Origin of the sequence: Pseudoalteromonas sp. NZS11_1 (assembly GCF_015864275.1) — a bacterium.
GTDB classification, from domain to species: Bacteria; Pseudomonadota; Gammaproteobacteria; order Enterobacterales; family Alteromonadaceae; genus Pseudoalteromonas; species Pseudoalteromonas arctica.
The window spans coordinates 1-20,922 of sequence record NZ_JADYXK010000015.1 but is presented as its reverse complement, the minus strand read 5'-3'; the positions used below and the strand labels follow the sequence as shown (position 1 = coordinate 20,922).

Annotated in this window: 20 protein-coding genes; 11 read left to right on the top strand and 9 right to left on the bottom strand. The window is 38.1% G+C overall.

The annotated features are described in order from the left end of the window. Nucleotides 1–18 precede the first annotated feature (18 nt). On the bottom strand, nucleotides 19–291 hold the full coding sequence (locus I6F44_RS11800) for an oxidative damage protection protein (protein ID WP_007582954.1): 273 nt from the start codon (nucleotides 289–291) through the stop codon (nucleotides 19–21). Nucleotides 292–326: 35 nt separating this feature from the next. Next, a complete protein-coding gene (mutY, locus tag I6F44_RS11795) occupies nucleotides 327–1,388 on the bottom strand; it encodes an A/G-specific adenine glycosylase (RefSeq protein WP_024594521.1) in 1,062 nt (353 codons plus the stop codon). 161 nt (nucleotides 1,389–1,549) lie between these two features. Here mutY and trmB point away from each other — a divergent pair, with 161 nt between their 5' ends. From trmB to arcA, 4 genes are all read left to right on the top strand, one after another. Further along, nucleotides 1,550–2,275: a tRNA (guanosine(46)-N7)-methyltransferase TrmB gene (trmB, locus tag I6F44_RS11790; protein WP_007582957.1), complete on the top strand. Its 726-nt coding sequence runs from the start codon at nucleotides 1,550–1,552 to the stop codon at nucleotides 2,273–2,275. Between the two features lie 66 nt (nucleotides 2,276–2,341). Then, on the top strand, nucleotides 2,342–3,367 hold the full coding sequence (locus I6F44_RS11785; RefSeq protein WP_165722087.1) for a methyltransferase: 1,026 nt from the start codon (nucleotides 2,342–2,344) through the stop codon (nucleotides 3,365–3,367). A gap of 151 nt (nucleotides 3,368–3,518) precedes the next feature. Further along, entirely contained in the window at nucleotides 3,519–5,123 is a 1,605-nt protein-coding gene (locus tag I6F44_RS11780; protein ID WP_007582962.1) for a sensor histidine kinase, read from the top strand. Nucleotides 5,124–5,615: 492 nt separating this feature from the next. Continuing rightward, nucleotides 5,616–6,332 carry a two-component system response regulator ArcA gene (gene arcA, locus I6F44_RS11775; protein ID WP_002962549.1) on the top strand — a complete coding sequence of 239 codons (717 nt, stop codon included), beginning with the start codon at nucleotides 5,616–5,618 and terminating at the stop codon, nucleotides 6,330–6,332. A 16-nt stretch (nucleotides 6,333–6,348) separates the two neighbouring features. Here the strand turns inward: arcA and arcB are convergent, their stop codons facing one another. Further along, nucleotides 6,349–8,667, bottom strand: a complete 2,319-nt coding sequence (gene arcB, locus I6F44_RS11770; RefSeq protein WP_165722089.1) for an aerobic respiration two-component sensor histidine kinase ArcB — start codon at nucleotides 8,665–8,667, stop codon at nucleotides 6,349–6,351. Nucleotides 8,668–8,899: 232 nt separating this feature from the next. Between arcB and folE2 the strand changes: the two genes are divergently transcribed. The 4 genes from folE2 (at nucleotide 8,900) to I6F44_RS11750 (ending at nucleotide 12,308) form a co-directional block, all read left to right on the top strand. Continuing rightward, nucleotides 8,900–9,820, top strand: coding sequence for a GTP cyclohydrolase FolE2 (gene folE2 / locus I6F44_RS11765; RefSeq protein ID WP_024589695.1), 921 nt, complete (start codon nucleotides 8,900–8,902; stop codon nucleotides 9,818–9,820). Between the two features lie 116 nt (nucleotides 9,821–9,936). Beyond that, nucleotides 9,937–10,533 carry a DUF2726 domain-containing protein gene (locus tag I6F44_RS11760; RefSeq protein WP_007582968.1) on the top strand — a complete coding sequence of 199 codons (597 nt, stop codon included), beginning with the start codon at nucleotides 9,937–9,939 and terminating at the stop codon, nucleotides 10,531–10,533. Nucleotides 10,534–10,655: 122 nt separating this feature from the next. Further along, the gene (mtnN, locus tag I6F44_RS11755) at nucleotides 10,656–11,363 is read left to right on the top strand and encodes a 5'-methylthioadenosine/S-adenosylhomocysteine nucleosidase (RefSeq protein WP_024594517.1); all 708 of its coding nucleotides are present in this window, start codon (nucleotides 10,656–10,658) and stop codon (nucleotides 11,361–11,363) included. Then, nucleotides 11,364–12,308 carry a cobalamin biosynthesis protein CobD/CbiB gene (locus tag I6F44_RS11750; protein ID WP_197173825.1) on the top strand — a complete coding sequence of 315 codons (945 nt, stop codon included), beginning with the start codon at nucleotides 11,364–11,366 and terminating at the stop codon, nucleotides 12,306–12,308. 96 nt (nucleotides 12,309–12,404) lie between these two features. Here I6F44_RS11750 and tyrS read toward each other — a convergent pair whose 3' ends face one another. Then, entirely contained in the window at nucleotides 12,405–13,604 is a 1,200-nt protein-coding gene (tyrS, locus tag I6F44_RS11745) for a tyrosine--tRNA ligase (protein ID WP_007585427.1), read from the bottom strand. A gap of 322 nt (nucleotides 13,605–13,926) precedes the next feature. Between tyrS and I6F44_RS11740 the strand changes: the two genes are divergently transcribed. Then, on the top strand, nucleotides 13,927–15,240 hold the full coding sequence (locus I6F44_RS11740; protein ID WP_007585425.1) for a peptidoglycan DD-metalloendopeptidase family protein: 1,314 nt from the start codon (nucleotides 13,927–13,929) through the stop codon (nucleotides 15,238–15,240). 74 nt (nucleotides 15,241–15,314) lie between these two features. Here I6F44_RS11740 and I6F44_RS11735 read toward each other — a convergent pair whose 3' ends face one another. The 5 genes from I6F44_RS11735 to I6F44_RS11715 all read right to left on the bottom strand — a co-directional run bounded on the left by I6F44_RS11735 (nucleotide 15,315) and on the right by I6F44_RS11715 (nucleotide 19,798). Beyond that, entirely contained in the window at nucleotides 15,315–15,491 is a 177-nt protein-coding gene (locus tag I6F44_RS11735; protein WP_007583822.1) for a hypothetical protein, read from the bottom strand. A 13-nt stretch (nucleotides 15,492–15,504) separates the two neighbouring features. Then, nucleotides 15,505–16,476, bottom strand: coding sequence for an aldo/keto reductase (locus I6F44_RS11730; RefSeq protein ID WP_007583820.1), 972 nt, complete (start codon nucleotides 16,474–16,476; stop codon nucleotides 15,505–15,507). 142 nt (nucleotides 16,477–16,618) lie between these two features. Next, complete coding sequence (locus tag I6F44_RS11725; RefSeq protein WP_002961942.1) at nucleotides 16,619–17,749, bottom strand: sodium ion-translocating decarboxylase subunit beta; 1,131 nt, start codon at nucleotides 17,747–17,749, stop codon at nucleotides 16,619–16,621. A gap of 13 nt (nucleotides 17,750–17,762) precedes the next feature. Continuing rightward, nucleotides 17,763–19,544 carry a sodium-extruding oxaloacetate decarboxylase subunit alpha gene (gene oadA, locus I6F44_RS11720; protein ID WP_197173824.1) on the bottom strand — a complete coding sequence of 594 codons (1,782 nt, stop codon included), beginning with the start codon at nucleotides 19,542–19,544 and terminating at the stop codon, nucleotides 17,763–17,765. A gap of 11 nt (nucleotides 19,545–19,555) precedes the next feature. Continuing rightward, nucleotides 19,556–19,798: an OadG family protein gene (locus I6F44_RS11715; RefSeq protein ID WP_007583814.1), complete on the bottom strand. Its 243-nt coding sequence runs from the start codon at nucleotides 19,796–19,798 to the stop codon at nucleotides 19,556–19,558. 519 nt (nucleotides 19,799–20,317) lie between these two features. Between I6F44_RS11715 and I6F44_RS11710 the strand changes: the two genes are divergently transcribed. Both I6F44_RS11710 and I6F44_RS11705 read left to right on the top strand, forming a co-directional pair. Further along, nucleotides 20,318–20,491: a DUF1328 domain-containing protein gene (locus I6F44_RS11710; RefSeq protein WP_002961939.1), complete on the top strand. Its 174-nt coding sequence runs from the start codon at nucleotides 20,318–20,320 to the stop codon at nucleotides 20,489–20,491. 58 nt (nucleotides 20,492–20,549) lie between these two features. Beyond that, nucleotides 20,550–20,741: a hypothetical protein gene (locus I6F44_RS11705; RefSeq protein WP_007378921.1), complete on the top strand. Its 192-nt coding sequence runs from the start codon at nucleotides 20,550–20,552 to the stop codon at nucleotides 20,739–20,741. Nucleotides 20,742–20,922 lie beyond the last annotated feature (181 nt).

The window sequence follows — 20,922 nt, the reverse complement described above, 5'->3', positions numbered from 1 at the left end:
TTTTTAATGTTTAAAATATTACTTTTCAGGCGGTCGATAACCTTCAATTTCTACATCTTTGTTTTCAAACAAAAAGCCAACCATTTGCTCTTCTAAAAATGTGCGGTGCTCTGGGTCCATCATATTTAAATGCTTTTCGTTAATAAGCATTGTTTGCTTATGCTGCCACTGACCCCACGCTTCTTTAGAGATGTTATTAAAAATCTTTTCACCAACTTCACCAGGGTATAACTGAAAGCCAAGCCCTTCGGCTTCTTTTTGTAACTTTTGACAAAATACTGTACGTGCCATGATTGATTCTCTCTAACGCTAAATATGGGGCTATTCTATACTATTGCTGTAATTTGTTTAACCAACTTTTTAGTTGGCGCTGCTAGGCCAACCTCTATTGATTGATCAAGCGGATACCACACTAATTGTTTGTCATTTACTACATCAGGAATGTTCTTAACATTGAGCACATGCGGATTAATCTTCAGCTCAAAATGTGAAAACACATGAATAAACGCTTCAAGCTCTACTAAGTTGGCTTCTAATCCTTGCTGAGCTAAAAATATTTGAAGCTCCTCGTACTCATTAAATTCAAAAAAGCCAAATAGTCCTCCCCAAATACCGCTGTTAGGGCGTTTTTCCATAAGCACTTTATCGCCGCACTGAATAATTAACTGATGACAACTCTTCTTCGGCACTGCTTTTTTAGGTTTAGAATGTGGAAACTCTTTTACTTTACCTGCATTAAAAGCACCACAACCTGAATTTAATGGGCAAGCCTCGCAATCAAACCGGCTGCGTGAGCAAACACTCGCACCTAAATCCATCATAGCTTGATTAAATTCGGTGACATTATTTTTAGGTGTTAATTGCTCTGATAAATGCCAAAGCTGGTTTTCGACTTTTTTAACACCGTACCAACCTTCTATCATAAAATAGCGCGCTAAGACTCGCTTAACATTTCCATCTAAAATTGGATGATGCTGCCCAAGCGACAATGATAAAACAGCCCCGGCAGTAGAGCGTCCTATTCCCGGTAAATCCATTACTTCATCAAGCGTTTGCGGAAATTCGCCTTGGTACTTGTCACGTACTATTTTAGCTGTTTTATGTAAGTTACGCGCACGAGCGTAATACCCTAAGCCGGTCCAGTGATGCAGTACTAAATCTTCATCAGCATCGGCTAAAGCAATAATATCTGGAAAGCTTTGCATAAATTTTTCAAAATATGGGATAACAGTAATAACTTGAGTTTGCTGGAGCATCACCTCAGACACCCACACTTTATAAGGTGTTTTGCCCAACTGCCATGGAAGTGTTTTACGCCCATGAAGGTGATACCAATCAACGACTTGATTAGAAAACGAATTAGACTGTTCTTTATTTAAATCCAACATATTGTACTTTTACTGATGCTCAATGGCGGCTCAGTCTATTGTAGTTAATAAAAAGATCAAGCTATAGGGCGTGTAAAACCAGCTAATACTTGTGATTGCGGGCTCGGTCAGGGATAATATGCAACCATTTTTAAACACATTGTTTTTGTCAGGCCAATAATATGAGTGAATCAAGCAACACTAACCTTGAGCAAGCTAAGCAAGAAGGTAAATACATCCGCACCATTCGCAGTTTTGTAAAACGCGAAGGTCGATTAACCAAAGGCCAAGCCGCTGCAATCGAAAAATGCTGGCCAACAATGGGCCTAGAGCATAAAAACGGTATGCTTGATTTAAGCGAAGTTTTTGGCAACAACAACGATGTAGTAGTAGAAATTGGTTTTGGTATGGGTAAATCGCTTGTCGAAATGGCAACAAATGCCCCTCACCTAAACTTTATTGGTATTGAAGTACACCGCCCAGGCGTTGGTGCTTGTTTAATGGATGCCGATGAAGCAGGCATTACTAACTTACGTATTTTTGAACACGATGCAGTTGAAGTACTTGCAGACTGTATACCTAATGAAAGCTTAACAACACTACAGTTGTTTTTCCCTGATCCTTGGCATAAAAAGCGTCATCATAAACGCCGTATTGTACAAACTGAGTTTGTTGAAAAACTAAGAGCCCAACTGAAAATGGGTGGCGTTTTTCATATGGCAACAGATTGGGAAAACTATGCAGAGCATATGCTCGAAGTAATGAATGTAGCTCCTGGTTTTAAAAACCAATCAGAAACAAACGATTATGTTCCACGTCCAGATTTGCGCCCGCTTACTAAGTTTGAGCAGCGCGGACATCGCCTAGGTCATGGCGTGTGGGATTTAATGTTTGAACGTACTGAGTAATTTGTAACTTTAAGCACTCACTTTTATTTTTAATAAAACTAAACATACTGTAAGGCAAAGCCATTTATGAGCGTACTAACCAACCCAAGTTTACTGTTACTTCGTAATAGCGAGGCACTAACGGGCAAATCTATCTTGGTGGTCAACTTTGTTCAAGATGGCTTTTTAACAGAGCTTAAAAAACTTAACCCGCAAAGCAAGGTAACTGCATTTAGCTACAACCATGCTAACGGTGAGTTTGCTAAAAACACCAAAGACGTTGAGATTTGTGTAAATCACACAATACCTGGTAACGGCTACGATTTAGTTATTCTTTACTATCCTAAATCAAAACCTGAGTTATTAATGGCGCTTGATAATATTAGATCTGCTATTACTGACGATGCCGAACTATTGGTGGTAGGTGAAAACAAAAGTGGTGTTAAATCAATTGAAAAGCAATTAGCTGGTAAAGCTGAGTTTAGTAACAAAATTGATTCAGCTAAGCACTGCGTTCTTTACTCATTTGCTGAGATTACCCAGCATCCTGATTTTGATATTACGACCTACCATAAAAAGTTTGTTGTTAATGTTGCCGACACCGAGTTTACAGCTATTAGTGTCCCAGGGGTGTTTAATCACGGTAGTTTAGATATGGGAACGAAAGTTCTACTCGAAAACGCACCGACAATTAAGCAAGGTAGGGTTCTCGACTTTGGCTGTGGTGCAGGTTTAATAGCAACCTTTTTAGGGCTGCATAATCCAGCACTTGAGTTTGTGTGTAGTGATGTAAGTGCACTGGCAACTTACGCAACACAGCAAACTCTAAAGCTTAACAGCATCAAAGGCGAAGCGATATTAAGTGACGGCCTTAAAAGCATTACCGGTAAGTTTGATTTAATTATTAGCAATCCACCTTTTCATACAGGTATTGCAACCGACTACACAGTAGCAGAAACATTTTTAGCAAATGCAAAACAGCATTTAACTAAAGTAGGAAAGCTGAATATTGTTGCTAACAGCTTTTTAAAATACCCGCCTATTTTAGAAACGCAATTTGAAAGCTACCAAACGGTATTTAAAAATAACAAGTTTGCCGTATATAGCAGCTAGTATTATTTTTAAAAATGCTTGAGTGCAAACGCGCTCAAGCTAACCTTCGCATAAATATAAGAATTAATTTAGCTTTTTTCCTTCATTTTCTCCCGTCTTTGCTAAACTAAAACTCTAAATAATCAAAATTAATTCAGGCGATAACGAAATAATGCCTAAAAAAGTTCATCAAAGTAGCATTCGCAAAGCACTCATAAATTTAATTATGCTTATTACAGCTATTTGCTTGTCGCTATCTATTTCGATATCTACTTATTTAAGCGTAAAAGAGCAAAAGCAATTAATCATTAATAAACTCGTCATCCTTTCTGAAATTGTAGCTTTTGATGCTGGTAAATCAGTAGTTGAAGATGATAGAAAAACAGAAGAAAAACGCCTCAAGTCATTTGAAAATATCCCCCTTGTAAAAAACATACATATTTATTCAATAGAAAAAGCATCTCAAAAACCTGTTTTTTTTATTAGCTTTAATGCAAAAAAAACGCCTCCGGTGCCGTTAAGAATAGACAGTGTTGATGAGCTAAAAACGCCACGAATTACGAGCGATCATATTGAACTAACCCGCCCTATTTACGATAACGAAAAGTTGGTAGGTTATGTATATATGCGAGGGAGCCTCGAAAGTTTAGAGACTTATATTGAGAGAAAAATATTAATAGACGTGCTATTAACTCTATTAATTTTAATCGTTGTTTACTTTATTGCTATAAAAGTTCAACGACGTATAGCCAAGCCAATAGAGCAGTTAAGCATGCTATTGCAGGATGTATCTAAAAATCATAACTATGATGCACGCGCGCCAATAACCGATGTAAAAGAAATAACCGCTCTTTCAAATAGTTTAAATATCATGCTTACACGTACCAAAAAGCAACTTGAGCGCCACGAAAAAGATAAACAAGAAATAAAACAACTAAACCAGAGCCTTGAAGAAAAAGTAAACCAGCGAACAATCGCTCTCAGAGAAGCAAATCAAGAGCTTTTATCAACCCTTGAGAGAATGCATCAGTACCAAACGCAAATTGTTGAAAACGAAAAAATGGCATCGCTTGGGCAAATGGTTGCTGGGGTTGCCCATGAAGTGAATACACCAATAGGGCTAGGTATTACAGGCTCTACATTACTTCGAGATAAACTGGCAGATATACAGCAAAGCTTTGACGATAAAAAACTGACCTCAAGCCATCTAAAACGCTTTATAGATGAAGGTATTGAAAACTTAGACTTAATTTATCGTAATCTAAATCGTGCCGCAGACCTGATATCTAACTTTAAAAAAGTGGCCGTTATTCAAGATGACGGTGTTAATACCTATATTAATGTACATAAATTAATAAGTGATGTTTTAACATCGATTCAATCTGAACTACTGCCTAAAAAGCCTGTCGTTATCATTAACTGTCCGACCGACTTGGCTATTCATAGTAAGTCTGAACCTCTGCAACAAGTGTTTCAGCAGTTGCTTATGAACTCTGTGATTCATGGATTTATAGGTAAAGAAAATAATGAAATTCGCTTTGACGTAGAACTGGTAGGGAAAAAATTAACAATAGTTTATTCTGACAATGGTCAAGGCGTTGATAAAAACATTAAAAATAGAATTTTTGACCCGTTTGTAACTTCAAAGCGCGGACAAGGCGCAAGCGGCTTAGGCATGCACTTGGTCTACAACCTAGTAACACAAGCACTTGGCGGAAGAGTTATGTTTGATCTTGAAGAAAAACACGGTGCTCGCTTTATAATTACTATTCCTTAAATAAAGATCACTAAAAAGTGCATATATTTAAAATTTATCCTTGAATTAGCATTTAATGACCTCATTAATGAGGCATGTGATAAGCGCGTAATATTTATTTAATTGCATTAAATAAATATTACCAAGCGATTTATGAACTTTTTTATCTTTGCTGTATCACATACATTGATGAAAGGTTAGAAAGTGATATAGTTTTGCTTTGAATTAGTCTGATTATTTTAAGTACCTTGTTTGATTGAATGATGTATCAATTATTAAAGGAAAATGGCTTCGACTTTATGATTCAAATAGCTACATCCACGTATATATCAATTAAACAGTAGTTTTTGCACTGCCCTTTTTAGTAGACTTTGGACACCCTACTGTTTTATTTTTATCCAATTTGTTTTTTCCTTGTTAACAAATGGGTATAATCCTATAATCTCTAGTAATCGGTTATAAATTCGTCACCGGTTTTTTTATAAATAAAATATTCCAAAAGGTTAATTAATAATGCAAACGCCAGTCATTCTAATCGTAGAAGATGAAGACGTAACTCGACTGAACCTAGTTAGTTTATTTGAAGCTGAAGGGTACAAAGTTATTGAAGCCATTGATGGCGATGATATGCATGACAAGCTTACAAATAACGATGACGTTAATCTTGTAGTTATGGATATCAACCTTCCTGGTAAAAACGGTCTTATTTTAGCCCGTGAATTACGCCAAAAGCGTAAAGTAGGTCTTATATTCCTAACGGGTCGTGACAACGATGTTGACCGTATTTTAGGTCTTGAAATTGGCGCAGATGACTACGTTACTAAGCCATTCAACCCGCGTGAATTAACTATTAGAGCTCGCAACCTTATTACTCGTACTGCTTTAGGCGGTGAAGAGTCAGCACTAGAAACAAATGGTGTTATTACGTTTAACGGTTGGGAACTTGATGAAAATAGCCGCTGTCTTACTTCTCCAAATGGCGACGCTAAACGTTTACCAAAAGGTGAGTACAGAGCACTTCGTTTAATGCTTGATTCTCCAGGTCGTATTTTTAGTCGTGAGCAATTAATCAAGCACATGACAGGCCGTGAGCTTCGCGCAAATGACCGTACTGTTGATGTTACTATTCGTCGCATTCGTAAGCATTTTGAAAGTGATAACTCAACGTCAGAGTTAATCAGCACCATCCATGGTGAAGGTTACCGTTTCATTGGTAAAATTGACGCTTAATTAGAGCTAATTAGTTTTACTCTAATTGCTGTAAAAATAAATGAAGGGCTTTTTGTCCTTCATTTATTTTATCTGCTAAAACATCTAACCACTGCTTTAACATTTCATCAGATTCATCAATCGCACCATGCTCCATTATTTTGGCATGAAGCTGCACATCATTTAAACCTACCGATCCAGCCGCACCTTTAAGTTTATGCGCTACTGATTCATACTCTTCTCTATCGCCGGTATTTAATGAGGTAAGTAATTCTTGCTGATATTGTGGACTTAGCTTTTCGAATAACTGACTACTGCGTCTAAATACAACCAAGCCCATCGAATTTACAAAGTCTTCTATTGTTTCAATATCTAATAAGTGTGCATCAATGCCCTCTAGCGCCTCTTCACTTACTTTTAGCTGTGGCTCTGTGCACTCACTTTGCTTAATTCCAAATAAGTCAGCCAGCATTTTATCAAGCTTGACTGTGTTAATTGGTTTAGCCAACGCACCTTGTATTGATATACCTTCAAGCTCTTTTTCAGCACTGCGTACATTGGCAGTTAGAGCAACAATAGGTAATTTATCGAAGTGGCTATCTGAGCGTATTTGTTTAGCAACCACATCACCGTTTATATCTGGCAATTGCATATCAAGTAGTACTAAGTCTAAGTCATCTTCGGTTTCGACAAACGAGAGTGCATCTTCACCGGTTTCAGCCCATAACACTTCATGGCCGCGTTGCTCTAATAGGTTTGTAGCAATTTCGGCATTAAGAGGCACATCTTCTACTAGTAGAATATACAAACCACGGCCAACATAACTTTGCTCTGTTGGTGCAACACATAAACTAAGCGGTATTTGCACTGTAAAACAACTTCCTTCGCCTTCAGTACTATTTACCGTAATTATCCCTTTCATTGCACTTACAAGTGCCTTGGTTACAGCTAAACCAATACCTGAGCCTATTGCGTTAGTGCCTTTTAAATCCGGCGCTTTGTAATACATATCAAATATATGGGCAAGCTGCTCTGGTGGAATACCTTGACCGGTATCTAGTACCTTAATAACTAACCATGGGCCTTCTACACGATTTTCTCTGCTGCATTCGAGTGTTACTTTGCCTTGCTGAGTAAACTTAACGGCGTTGTTAATTAAGTTCCAAACAACTTGGCGTAATCGAGTCGGATCGAGCTGGGCGTAAACATCAAGTATGCCATTGCGTTTAATATCAAACTCAAGCTCTTTTTGCTCTGCTATTAAGCCTGCAAAATTAACTACATCGTTTATAAAGTCTGACACATTAATAGAATTGGTTGCTATATCGAGCTGATCCCTATCTATTTTATCTAAATCTATAATATCGTTAAAAATATTACCGAGTGTTTCAGCACTCGAAAAAATAGTATTGCCCCAACTACGCTGCTGCTTATTAAGCTCTGTGTCTAATAACATACGCGTTAAACCAACAATGCCATTTAAAGGAGTACGTAGTTCATGGCTCAGCGTAGCAATAAACTTACCTTTGTCTTTATAGGCAGTTTCGAGTGCCTGTGCTGCTTCTTTACGGCTAGTGATATCACGACCAAAACCCAGTAAACCAATGTAGTCACCGTCATCATTTATAAAAGGTAATTTACGCAGCTCAAACCAACGTGTTTCACCATTTACTTCATAACCTACATCTATAGTCAGCGCTTTATGGCTTTGCTCTACTTCTTTATCGGTTGCCAAAACTTCAGCTAAAAAATGACTCGGGAATATCTGCTCAACCGTTTTCCCTATTAACTCACTACTTGATTTTCCCATTACCTCTTCAAACATTTTATTACAGCCGGCAAATACACCGTTGTTATCGCGGTAATAAAATAGATCGGGAGATGAATCAACGATTGAGCGTTGCAACATACTTTGTTGGGCAAGTTCTTGTTGTGTTTTTTTACGCTCAGCAATTTCTCGGCGCAGCTCTTCAATAGCGCGATGCTTGGCATGAAATGCCATTTTACGCTCATCAATTTCAATATTTAAACGACTAATGTTGTCTTTTAAGGTTTGGTTTAAGAGCTTTTCCTGCTTGGTTGCGCTATCTAAATAAGCATACGAGGCATCTAATTGACGAATTGAATTAAGTAATACACTTATAATTAAAGGAGAAACTACAGCCGTAAAAAATACCACAGCCAAAATATCAACAAGGTGTAATTCGCCTATCGCCACATAATAAAACATGCTCGATAAAATAAGAGATACAGTTAAAAATAAAGTGTAACAAATAGCTGCGGTTTTAAATTCACCAAATCGCGTTATTGAGCTGGAAAGTACCCGAGCCCAAGGGCTCAAAGAATAATCGGTCATACGTAATTTTATCTCTTAGCTGTGTGCTTAAATATAAAGAAGGCAATGCGCATGTATAAACATACCATTTTCCCAGATTTTAGCATTTTTCTCCTACCACTACCCATGTTGTGCGATAAAAACAGAATTTTTCATGTTTGATTTTGCTCATCTCTTAAACTCATCATTTCAGCAATAAATTATTTAGTGTAAAATGCCCCGCTTTATTATCTCCAAAATACGAGTAGCGCACATGCAAACCAATATGCCAGATATAGCAGACACTGCACCCGCTTTACAAACAGGTAAATTAGACTGGGTTGGCATGGGCGAAATCGAACTGCCATTTATTTTTGAGTCACGAGACTTATCTCCAGTTACAGTAAATGCCAAAGCTCGTGCATTTGTAAATTTGCATAAAGAAGATGCCAAAGGCATTCATATGTCACGTCTATTTTTAGCACTTGACCTGCTTTCAACTGAGCAGCAAGTCAATCCGCAAACAATAGCGCAAGCACTCGATACCTTTATAACTAGCCACGAAGGGCTGAGCGATAAAGCACAAATTGAATTTAAATTTGAATTACCGCTACGCCGTAAATCACTATTAAGTGGTAAAGCGGGCTGGAAAAGCTACCCAGTTGTACTTACCAGTACAATTGAAAATAACATTATTAGCTACGAGCTAACTGTAGATGTTACCTATTCTTCAACGTGCCCTTGCTCTGCAGCACTTGCACGCCAGCTTATACAAAACGCGTTTAACGAAAAGTTTAACCAAGAAACCTTAAGCCAAAAAGATGTGCACGAATGGCTAGGCACTACACAAGGCATAGTGGCTACACCTCACTCGCAGCGCTCTATTGCCAACGTAAAAGTAAAGCTTGATAGCAATATTCAAGAATTTGACGTAGTGACTCTAATAAACACCCTCGAAGCTGAACTTAAAACACCGGTACAAGCGGCAGTTAAGCGCGAAGACGAGCAAGAATTTGCCCGTTTAAATGGTCAAAACCTTATGTTTTGTGAAGATGCAGCGCGTAAAATTAAAGCTTTATTAGAAACAGATAATTACAGCGATTACTGGCTGCAAATAAACCATTATGAATCACTCCATGCACACGATGCTGTAGCTATTGCGGTTAAAGGTATTGAAGGTGGATACAAAGCTTAATAGCTACATCGTTTTAGCTTTTACAAACAGTTGGTAATTATTTTATAACTCATACTTTTTAGGCACGTAAATTGCTTTATTTGAGCAGTGTCAATTTATTGTTATGGAGTTACCGTATGGAATTCGCTTTATTATTAATTCTAGTATTAGTTGTCGGGGCTTCTGTTGTTGCGTCAAAATTTAATGACGATGGCGGAAACCCGTATCCTTTTACCCGCAAGCAAACTGTTTTTACGCAGGTTGAAGGCGCTTTTCTAAATCTTCTCGAGCGTGCTGTAGGCGATCAATATAAAATTGTTAGTCGCGTTAAGCTAATTGACGTTATTGACTGTAAGCAAGGTCTTTCTATTAAATCTAAACGTGCTGCTTTAGCTAAAGCTAAAAATAAGCAACTCGACTTTGTATTAATCGATAAAGAAAAACTAACTATTGTTGCGGCCGTTGACCTAGTTAACAATGCCAATAAAGATGGCCACAAAGCTCAACGCGACTGGTTTGTAAACGGTGCACTAGAGTCTGCGGGCATTCCACATATTCGTATGAAAGTTAAATCGGGCTACCGTCCTTCTGAAGTACGCGATGCAATTATGTTTAAACTTGGTAAGCCTGCAGCAACACAAACGCAGCGCCCTGTTCGTAATCGCTCACATAAGCCAGCGGTACTTTCACCTTCTCAAGCCAAAGCACAAACAACTGCTTTAGCTGAAATTTAAAAACCAAATTAAATACTCTCCTAAAAAGTATTTAAAGCGAGCTCATAAACAAGCTCGCTTTTTTGTTTTTTATTGCTAACTTCACGTATAATCAAGTGATTCAAACTCAGGAATTAAACATTATGAATGTTGGTATTATTGGCGCAATGGAGCCAGAAGTTAAAATTTTACGTGAAGCGATGCAAAACCCACATATTTTAACTAAAGCAGGTTTCACTTTTTATACTGGTGAATTGGCTGGTAACACAGTAACACTTGTTCAATCTGGTATTGGTAAAGTAGCATCAACAATTGCAACTACCTTACTGATTGATAACTTCAAACCTGATTGCGTAATTAACACAGGCTCTGCCGGTGGATTCGATCCTTCTCTAAGTGTTGGCGACGTAGTAATTTCGTCAGAAGTACGTCATCACGATGTAGATGTTACTGCTTTTGGCTACGAAATTGGCCAAGTACCACAAATGCCAGCAGGTTTTACAGCACACCCTAAATTAGTTGAAGCAGCACAACAAACAATCGAACAAATCAGTGATGTTAAAACACTTGTTGGCTTAATTTGTACTGGTGACACATTTATGTGTGACCCTGTGCGTATTGATAAAGCACGCAGTGATTTTCCTACAATGCTTGCCGTTGAAATGGAAGGCGCTTCGATTGCACAAACGTGTTTTACGCTTAACACACCGTTTGTTGTAATTCGCTCAATGTCTGATATTGCAGGTAAAGAGTCACCACAATCATTTGAAGAATACCTAGAAACTGCATCAATCAACTCATCTAAAATGGTTGTCGCACTTTTAGAAAAGCTAACTGCAGTGTCTCTGTAAATGCTTAGCAATATTGTTCAAAACCACTTGGACTTTATTGCCTTCATACTAGCGCTCCTTGCTGAGCGCTTTATTCCCCTTATTAGCTGGTATCATCCTAATACAGCGTTAAATGCTGTTTTTAGTGCTATTGGCAAGCGCATATACAAAAGCAAAGAACCTAAAAGCTATCAATATTTGGCAGCTATACTCGCAAGCACGCTCATTTTAAGTGTCATTCTCATTATTGTAGTGCTACTACTCGAGTTTGCTTTTTATCCTGAATTACTCGCTGGCCTTATTTTATACTTATGCTTAGAAAGTAAGAGTATTGATAAAAAAGCACTTCGCATTGCAAAGCTAACTAAACAAAATCAAAAATCGACAGCACGCGAATTACTAAAACCACTGCTTGCCCGTGAAGTTAATAGGCTTTCATCTCCTGGTATTATCAAAGCATTAATTGAAAGCTTAATACTGCGCACTGCTCGATACTATTTCGTAGTTATATTTATATTTTTAGCCTTTGGCCCTATTGCGGCCCTCGCCTATCGATTACTTACTTTAATACAACAAGCCTGGCGTAGTGATACATCCCCAAATAGCTACTTTTTAAAACCGCTTAAAACTCTGTTGTTTATTATTGAGTATATTCCAATGCGCTTACTCGCTTTAACTATTGCAGCAAGTAGAGCGAGCAAACAAAGCATGCATTACATAAAGCATTATGGCAGACATTTTTATCAAACAAATACAGGTTGGCTACTAAGCACATGCTCTGCATCACTTGGCGTGCAGCTGGGCGGGCCTGCAGTTTATTTAGGTACTCGCTTTAATAAAATGCGTATAGGTACTGATAGACTACCTACACCCGAGGATGTACCTGTAATAATTAATAGATTAAATCAGGCGCGTGTATTTTGGTTGTTAGTAATTGTAAGTATTGAAATATTAAAAGTGATTTAGTGACTATTTAGTGACTACCTCGTAACTATTTACAGACCCCAAAATACGAGCACAAAAAAACCAGCCTAGGCTGGTTTTTTAGTTTTCAAATGGTATTTAAGCTACAGTGATGTTTGCAAACTTACGTTTACCTACTTGGTAAATAGCCGTTGTGCCTTTTGCTATTTCAAGTTTGGTGTCAGTGATTTTATCTTCACCGTTAAGTTTAACTGCACCTTGCTTAATCATACGCATTGCTTCTGATGTACTTACTACTAAATTTGCTTCTTTAAGCAAGTTAGCAATTAAAATAGTATCTTCTGCAATAGTGATTGTCAGCTCTGGGATTTCATCTGGTAACGCTTTTTTCTGAAAACGCTGAATAAAATCATCATGTGCACCTTGTGCATCAGCTTCACTATGAAAACGAGCAATTAACTCTTTAGCTAGTTCTATTTTAATATCGCGCGGGTTAGTACCTTGCTCAACACGTTCTTTTTGAGCTGCAATTTCTTCAATAGAAAGCGCGCTTAATAAATCGTAATAACGCCACATTAGCACATCACTAATTGACATTATTTTACCAAACATATCGTTTGGCGCATCAGTAATACCAATGTAGTTACCAAGCGACTTAGACATTTTTTGAACGCCGTCAGTACCTTCAAGTAATGGCATCATTAATACTGTTTGCGGCTTTTGCCCTTCAACTTTTTGTAGCTCACGGCCCATTAACAAGTTAAAGCGCTGATCAGTACCGCCCAGTTCAACATCTGACTCTAGTGCAACCGAATCCCAACCTTGTACCAGTGGATATAAAAACTCATGAATTGCAATTGGTTGGCCGCTGCCGTAACGCTTTTTAAAGTCATCACGTTCAAGCATACGTGCTACAGTTTGGTTTGCAGCAAGTTTTATCATACCTGCAGCGCCTAACTTTTCCATCCAAGTAGAGTTAAATGCAACAGTGGTTTTAGCAGGATCTAGAATTTTGAATACTTGTTCTTTATATGTTTCGGCATTGGCTAGTACGTCTTCGCGAGTAAGTGGTTTACGCGTTACGTTTTTACCTGTTGGGTCACCAATCATGCCAGTAAAGTCACCAATTAAGAAAATAACCTCATGACCTAAATCCTGAAAGGTTTTCATTTTATTAATTAGTACAGTGTGCCCTAAATGTAAATCAGGGGCTGTAGGATCAAAGCCAGCTTTTATTTTTAGCTTTTTGCCCGACTTTAGTTTTTCAACTAGTTCGTCTTCAATTAATATTTCTTCTGCACCGCGTTTTATCTCTGCTAGAGCGGTTTGTAAATCCACTTTGTGTTACTCCAAAATTCTGCCTACGAAGGGGCGGACTAGTTACTTGTAATCACGGTTTAATATAGGTTTAAACCGAATATATATATGTAGCTAACATAACAAATTTCTACCTAATTAAAATAACTTTTTAAGTTATTAATGCAACTAAACAAAATGAATTGAGTCTTAGTTAGATAGGACGTTAAAAAAGGCTTCCTAACCCTGATTTTAGCGTAGTTTAAGGTTAGTTTAAATCTACAAAGCACTAGTATTCGTACATTATTAAGTATATCCTGCAATATTATGTATTTATTATCTTGACAGCAGAAAAAGGCACGTTATGGTTCACGTGGTTAACACTCTCCCAAAAAAACACAAATTGCTTATTTTAGGTTTAGTTTCTGCTATTGCCGGCTTGGCATTTCTTCCTTCTGAAAAAGCGACTGCTTCTAAAGACAATAATGCAGATGCATTAGAGATAGGCAAGCGCTATGAGTTACAAGTTAAAGTTGATGACAACGAAAAATTAACTGAGTTAAATTCAGAGCAAGCAGCAGAAAAATTACCAGAATACGACTTTGTCGATCATAAAGTTAAAAATGGCGACAATTTAGCAATTATCTTCAAACGTGCTGGTTTTTCAGCTCAAACGCTCCATAAACTAATTAACACTAACGCAGAAACGCGCAAGCTAACTAAAATTCACCCCGGTGAAATACTTAGCTTTGCGACAGCTGAAGATGGCTCTTTGGCTCAACTGCGCTATGTAATTTCAAAAACCGATACTTTATTTGTTACCTTAAATGAAGAAGGTAACTACGATACAGCTATTGATAGTAAAGAAATTGAAACGCTAACCAAAACCGCTGGCGGCGAAATATCTAACAACTTTTGGACTTCAGCAATAGCGGCTGGTTTAAGCGAACGTCAAATAATGAACTTTGCTGACATATTTGGTTGGGATGTTGATTTTGCAAACGACATTCGTAAAGGCGATGTGTTTGGCTTAATTTATGAGTCTCATTATGTTGATGGCGAGTTTATTGGTACCGGTAAAATTATTGCCGCTGAATTTGTAAACCAAGGTCAGCGCTTTGCAGCGATTCGCCATACCGACGGCAATTTTTATACGCCTGAAGGGCGTAGCATGAAAAAAGCATTTTTACGTGCACCTGTAAGCTTTAAGTATATTAGTTCGAGCTTTAATCCTCGTCGCTTACACCCAGTTACTGGGCAAGTTAGAGCGCACCGTGGTATCGACTTTGCGGCACGCACTGGCACACCGGTGGTTGCATCAGGTAACGGTAAGGTAGTTAAAGCGGGTTACAGCAAGTACAACGGTAACTACGTATTTATTAGCCATGGCACACAATATGTAACTAAGTACTTACACCTAAATAAGAAACTAGTTAAAACGGGCCAAAAAGTTAAACAGGGCCAACAAATTGGTACTGTAGGTTCTACGGGTCGTGTTACTGGCGCGCATTTACACTATGAATTTTTAGTAAATGGCGTTCACCGTAATCCTAAAACAGTAAAACTTCCTAAGTCAGAGCCACTACCTCGCTCAGAACTTGCTAAGTTTAAACCGATTGCAGATAACTTTATTGCCCAACTTGAGCGCAATCGCGAGCTACAGTTAGCACTTAAATAAAGTTTATTAATAAACATTAAAAAAGCCTTTGCAGGTTAAACCTGCAAAGGCTTTTTTGTATACGCTAAAAACCATTAATACATTAATACATAAATGAGCTGAATCACTAAGGACACCATCACTAATGGCCAAATATATTTGCTGTATTTGGTTGCACCGTTGAGCCCTATTTTACTTTGATATTTTTCAAGCAGTGGAATAAGTATCGCTAGCGCGACAAACAAACCAATTAAAATAACGAATATATTCATATCAATGCCCTACTTATGGTAGCTCATGGCCTTTAGCGCTTACATAAAGTGCATACCAATGCTCACGAGTTAGTTGTACGTTTACAGCATCACAAGAGGCTTTAATACGCTTGGCATTAGTTGTTCCAATAATAGGCTGAATAGATGCGGGATGGCGCAGTAACCATGCAATAACAATAGCCTCAGCAGAAGTATCATAAAGTGCAGCCAGCTTATTAACTAAAAGACTGGTGTTTATATCAGCCTGCGATGCGTTTGATAAATCACTGCCGCTGTATAATCCTTGGCATAAACTGCCCCAGCTTTGAATTTGAATTTCAAAATGGCGACAGTACTCAATACTACCTGGCGTAAAATTAAGATCCTTACCGTCACTGTTACCGGCATATACACCTTCATCAACAAACTGATGTTTTTGTAAACTAGCCTCAATTTGATTAGCCACAATCGGCATATCAAGTGCATGCTGTAAAAAATTCATTTGATGTTGCTGCATATTCGATACTGCAAAATTGCGCACTTTACCGCTTTCTTTTAAGCAACTAAATATACGAGCAATTTCGTTAACTTCCATGAGTGGATCAGGACGATGCAGCATAAGTACGTCTAAATAGTCTGTATTTAATCGCTTCAAGGATGCTTCAACTGATTGCTCAATCCACTTTGATGAAAAATCATAGCGCTTGGGCCCTAAGTCATCTTCAAAACGAATCCCACACTTAGATTGAATATACATGTGCTCTCTAAGCTCTGGTCGCTCGCTTAATGCTTTACCAAAAACCTGCTCCGCTTTACCAAAAGTATAAATATCAGCATGGTCAAAAAAGTTAATGCCACCTTCAATAGCGTTATCTATGCATTCATGAGTTTGCTTAACATGTGCATCAGTGATTGCGTCTTTATTCCAACCGCCTCCCAGACCCATGCATCCGAATACAAGTTTACTAACATGAGGTAAGTGCTTTGCTAAAGGTGTGTGAAGCATGATAACTATCCTTAAAATTTTGAAGAGCTGTTACTGTAAACAAAAAGCGCTGAACAAGAAACCATTTAGCGGTGAACAAATTAAGAACAAAAAAAAGCGCAGTAAACTGCGCTAAATCATTTATTAACTACCACGTTAATTATTAGCCAACAAGTGCTAATAAAATACCCGCAGCAACTGCACTACCAAGTACACCCGCTACGTTGGGTCCCATAGCATGCATAAGTAAAAAGTTATGTGGGTTGCTTTCAAGGCCAACTTTATTAACTACTCGTGCCGCCATTGGCACAGCCGATACACCTGCTGCCCCAATTAATGGGTTTATAGGTGTTTTAGATATGCGGTTAAGTCCTTTTGCCATAAATACGCCAGATGCCGTACCAATTGCAAAAGCCAGTGCGCCAAGCACTAAAATACCAATCGTCTCAACAGTTAAAAACTTATCTGCAGCAAGCTTTGAGCCTACAGCTAAACCTAAAAATATAGTTGTAACATTGATGATTTCGTTTTGAGCACTGTTACTTAATCTATCAACAACACCCGACTCTCGCATTAAGTTACCCAAACAAAACATACCTACAAGCGGTATAGCAGCCGGTAAAAACATAGCCGTTAAACTAAGCACCATAAGAGGGAAAATAATCTTTTCCTTTTTAGATACTTTGCGAAGCTCTGGCATCTTAATTTTACGTTCTTCTGGGGTTGTTAACGCACGCATAATTGGCGGTTGAATAATTGGTACTAATGCCATATATGAGTATGCTGCTACCGCTATTGCGCCTAGTAAATCAGGTGCCAGTTTTGACGCTAAAAATATTGCAGTCGGTCCATCTGCACCACCAATAATGGCAATAGCCGATGCGTCCTGTAGAGTAAACTCAAAACCTGGCACATAGTTAAGTAATATAGCGCCAAACAATGTAGCAAAAATGCCAAACTGTGCAGCCGCACCTAATAACAACATACGTGGGTTTGCAATAAGCGCGCTAAAGTCGGTCAGCGCCCCTACTCCCATAAATATCAACAACGGAAAAATCCCCGTATCAATACCCACGTAATAAACGTAATACAAAAGCCCACCTGGGTCTGACAAACCTGCCACTGGTACATTTGTTAAAATTGCACCAAAACCAATTGGTAATAATAATAGTGGTTCAAAGCCTTTAGCTATCGCTAAAAACAGTAATAAACACCCTACCGCAATCATAATTAATGATGGGATTGTAAAGTTAGCAATGCCAGTAGCATTCCAGAGGTTTAAAATACCTTCCATCCTCTATTTACTCCTAAGCTAATGCAATCATAGCGTCGCCGGTAGTTACAGCATCGCCTTCACCAACCAACACTTCGGCAATAGTTCCGGTATGCATTGCGCGTATTTCGGTTTCCATTTTCATGGCTTCCATAATAATCACTACATCACCTTCGTTAACAACTTGCCCAGCTTTTACCTTAATCTTAAAAATATTACCGGCTAAAGGGGCATTAAGTGTTTCACCTGATGCAACTGAAGCAGACTGAGGAATGTGCTCAGAGTCTTTTAATGTTACTTCTTTTAGCTCACCACCTTGCGCCACTACTACGTCGTAAACTTTACCATCTACTTTTACGCTGTATTGCTCAGCTTTAACGCTACTATTATTTGATCCCGATTTTGGTGCTGCCTTATTGCTCTTATCTTCAACGGTAGGAATAGGCTCAAATGCATCAGGGTTATTACGATTTTTAATAAATTTCAAACCAACTTGTGGAAATAATGCATAAGTTAGTACGTCATCAATTTGCTCATCAGCAAGTGTTAAACCTTGCTCTTGCGCTTCTTTTAATAATTCAGCTTCAAGCGTTGCAAGCTCTGGTGCAATGTTATCTGCAGGGCGACAAGTAATAACCTCTGCTCCATCAAGCACACGCTCTTGTAGCTCTTTATTCATTGGTGCTGGTGTTAAGCCATATTCACCTTTTAATACGCCAGCAGTTTCTTTAGTGATTGTTTTATAACGCTCACCGGTTAGCACGTTAAGTACTGCTTGAGTACCTACAATTTGCGACGTGGGTGTTACTAAAGGTAAAAAACCAAGATCTTCACGTACGCGTGGGATCTCAAGCAAAACTTCATTAAGCTTATCTGCCGCGCCTTGCTCTTTAAGTTGGTTTTCCATGTTTGTAAGCATGCCACCTGGTACTTGAGCTAGTAAAATACGACCATCAACCCCTTTTAAGCTACCTTCAAATGCCGCATATTTTTTACGTACATCTCTAAAGTAAGCAGCAATTTCTTCTAGGTGGTTTAAATCAAGGTCGGTATCGCGCTCAGTTCCTTCAACTATCGATACAATAGTTTCAGTTGCTGTGTGTCCGTAAGTCATACTCATTGATGAAATAGCGGTATCAAGCATATCAATGCCTGCATCAATCGCTTTTTGATAAGTCGCAGTACTTAAACCTGTTGTAGCGTGGCACTGCATAGCAATAGGAACCGATACGGTTTCTTTAAGTGCTTTAATTAGTTTTTCAGCATCGTACGGCTTTAATAAACCCGCCATGTCTTTAATACAAATTGAGTGACAGCCTAAATCTTCTAATTGCTTAGCAAGAGTCAGCCACATATCAAGCGTATGAACAGGACTTACTGTGTACGAAATAGTACCTTGAGCATGTGCGCCTACTTTTATAGCCGCTTTAATCGCTGTTTCTAGGTTACGTACATCGTTCATTGCATCGAAAATACGAAATACGTCAACGCCATTTTTATGTGCGCGTTCTACAAACTTTTCAACTACATCATCAGCGTAATGGCGGTAGCCTAATAGGTTTTGACCGCGTAATAGCATTTGCTGTTTAGTATTAGGCATCGCTTTTTTAAGCGCTCGAATACGCTCCCAAGGATCTTCGCCTAAATAACGAATACACGAATCAAATGTAGCACCGCCCCACGATTCAATAGACCAATAACCTGCATCATCTAGCTTGCTAGCAATAGGTAGCATATCGTCTAGGCGCATACGTGTTGCGAGCAATGATTGGTGCGCATCGCGTAATACCAATTCTGTTAATTTTAATTTAGCCATGTGTGTGCCCCTTATTTATTATTTGATTTGTACTGAGCAATGGCAGCACTAATAGCAGCGATGTGCTCATTAGGCACACCTTGAGATTTAAAAGACGGTGATTTAGCTGGTGATGCCTCTGGTTCGCTATAGCGCGTCACCAAATTAGACATAAGCGTTACTGCACCAATTAATATCGACAGAAATACAAACACCCCAACCATACCAGTTAGCATTAAGCTACCAGCCGTTGTGAGTAGAGCACCTATATCCATTTTTCTCCCCCTTGAAACCCATATCGAAAATAAAAAATCGATTTAATTAAATATTTATTCACTGGATAATAACAAAACTAGTCGCTTTGTCTACATCTTGTAAATTGGTAAAACCAATTAAACTATAAACAACATAACACTCAACAAATTTACATGCCATAACCCAGCAATCATGCGCCCTACAATACATACAGAAAATAACGACTATAGCTAATAGTTATATGGAAGTTGTTAATTAACTATTCAACTTAATAAAAATAACCGCCAAATTTTATAATAAGTACAAAAACACACATCAATTGTTAATTGGTCTTACCAAAAACATTATTTTTAGTGAATATTTACCAGTAACTTGTAACAGTGTGAATAACTTACATAACAAAGCGTAAAAATTACTAACTAACTAATAACTAAAAACACAGTTAAAAACCATAACTGTCTGATATAAAACAAAAATAAACTTTGGCATATAACTGGCATTAGTTATTGTGAGCAAATTTGATAACCAAGGAGAAAACAATGTTACGCTGGACAATTACATTTTTAGTTATTGCTTTAATCGCTGCAGTGTTAGGTTTTGGTGGCATCGCAGGTGCCGCAGCTGGTATAGCAAAAATTATATTTTTTATATTTTTAGTACTTTTAGTGATCTCATTAGTTTCAGGTGCACTACGTGGTAAATCACCCAGGTAGATAAAGCATTCAACTAACAAACACTAAAATTTAATTAATACTTACAAGGAATTACATTATGAATTCAACAACTGTAAAAGCAGCACTAATCGGTCTATTCGCAAGTTTCTTTATCATGGGTTGTGAAGACAATCATGCAGAAGACGCAGGCGAACGTATTGACGAAGCAGTAACTGACGTGCAAAACAAAGTAGAAGATGCATGTGAAAATGTTAAAGAAGGCGTAAACGCTGAAGAAACTAACTGTTAATTCTTCTTGTATCGCTAAAAAACGGCCTTAGGGCTAACACCATTCAGTTAAGCATGCTTTACTTAATGGTGTACCGAGTTTTTGAAATTCGAACGGTCCTACTTTTGGGCCGTTTTCTTTTTTCTGGAAGAATATAACGTTTCACTCGTTCTCGCATTGCCCTTAATTTCTTTGGAATTGA

Excerpts from the sequence above, each read along its gene's own strand:
- I6F44_RS11780 (WP_007582962.1), top strand. The coding sequence starts at position 3,519 with ATGCCTAAAAAAGTTCATCAAAGTAGCATTCGCAAAGCACTCATAAAT.
- I6F44_RS11735 (WP_007583822.1), bottom strand. The coding sequence starts at position 15,491 with ATGAATATATTCGTTATTTTAATTGGTTTGTTTGTCGCGCTAGCGATA.
- arcB (WP_165722089.1), bottom strand. The coding sequence starts at position 8,667 with ATGACCGATTATTCTTTGAGCCCTTGGGCTCGGGTACTTTCCAGCTCA.
- I6F44_RS11705 (WP_007378921.1), top strand. The coding sequence starts at position 20,550 with ATGAATTCAACAACTGTAAAAGCAGCACTAATCGGTCTATTCGCAAGT.
- mutY (WP_024594521.1), bottom strand. The coding sequence starts at position 1,388 with ATGTTGGATTTAAATAAAGAACAGTCTAATTCGTTTTCTAATCAAGTC.
- I6F44_RS11710 (WP_002961939.1), top strand. The coding sequence starts at position 20,318 with ATGTTACGCTGGACAATTACATTTTTAGTTATTGCTTTAATCGCTGCA.
- I6F44_RS11740 (WP_007585425.1), top strand. The coding sequence starts at position 13,927 with ATGGTTCACGTGGTTAACACTCTCCCAAAAAAACACAAATTGCTTATT.
- I6F44_RS11800 (WP_007582954.1), bottom strand. The coding sequence starts at position 291 with ATGGCACGTACAGTATTTTGTCAAAAGTTACAAAAAGAAGCCGAAGGG.
- I6F44_RS11715 (WP_007583814.1), bottom strand. The coding sequence starts at position 19,798 with ATGGATATAGGTGCTCTACTCACAACGGCTGGTAGCTTAATGCTAACT.
- I6F44_RS11730 (WP_007583820.1), bottom strand. The coding sequence starts at position 16,476 with ATGCTTCACACACCTTTAGCAAAGCACTTACCTCATGTTAGTAAACTT.
- I6F44_RS11725 (WP_002961942.1), bottom strand. The coding sequence starts at position 17,749 with ATGGAAGGTATTTTAAACCTCTGGAATGCTACTGGCATTGCTAACTTT.
- I6F44_RS11760 (WP_007582968.1), top strand. The coding sequence starts at position 9,937 with ATGGAATTCGCTTTATTATTAATTCTAGTATTAGTTGTCGGGGCTTCT.
- I6F44_RS11750 (WP_197173825.1), top strand. The coding sequence starts at position 11,364 with ATGCTTAGCAATATTGTTCAAAACCACTTGGACTTTATTGCCTTCATA.
- folE2 (WP_024589695.1), top strand. The coding sequence starts at position 8,900 with ATGCAAACCAATATGCCAGATATAGCAGACACTGCACCCGCTTTACAA.
- oadA (WP_197173824.1), bottom strand. The coding sequence starts at position 19,544 with ATGGCTAAATTAAAATTAACAGAATTGGTATTACGCGATGCGCACCAA.
- trmB (WP_007582957.1), top strand. The coding sequence starts at position 1,550 with ATGAGTGAATCAAGCAACACTAACCTTGAGCAAGCTAAGCAAGAAGGT.
- I6F44_RS11785 (WP_165722087.1), top strand. The coding sequence starts at position 2,342 with ATGAGCGTACTAACCAACCCAAGTTTACTGTTACTTCGTAATAGCGAG.
- arcA (WP_002962549.1), top strand. The coding sequence starts at position 5,616 with ATGCAAACGCCAGTCATTCTAATCGTAGAAGATGAAGACGTAACTCGA.
- mtnN (WP_024594517.1), top strand. The coding sequence starts at position 10,656 with ATGAATGTTGGTATTATTGGCGCAATGGAGCCAGAAGTTAAAATTTTA.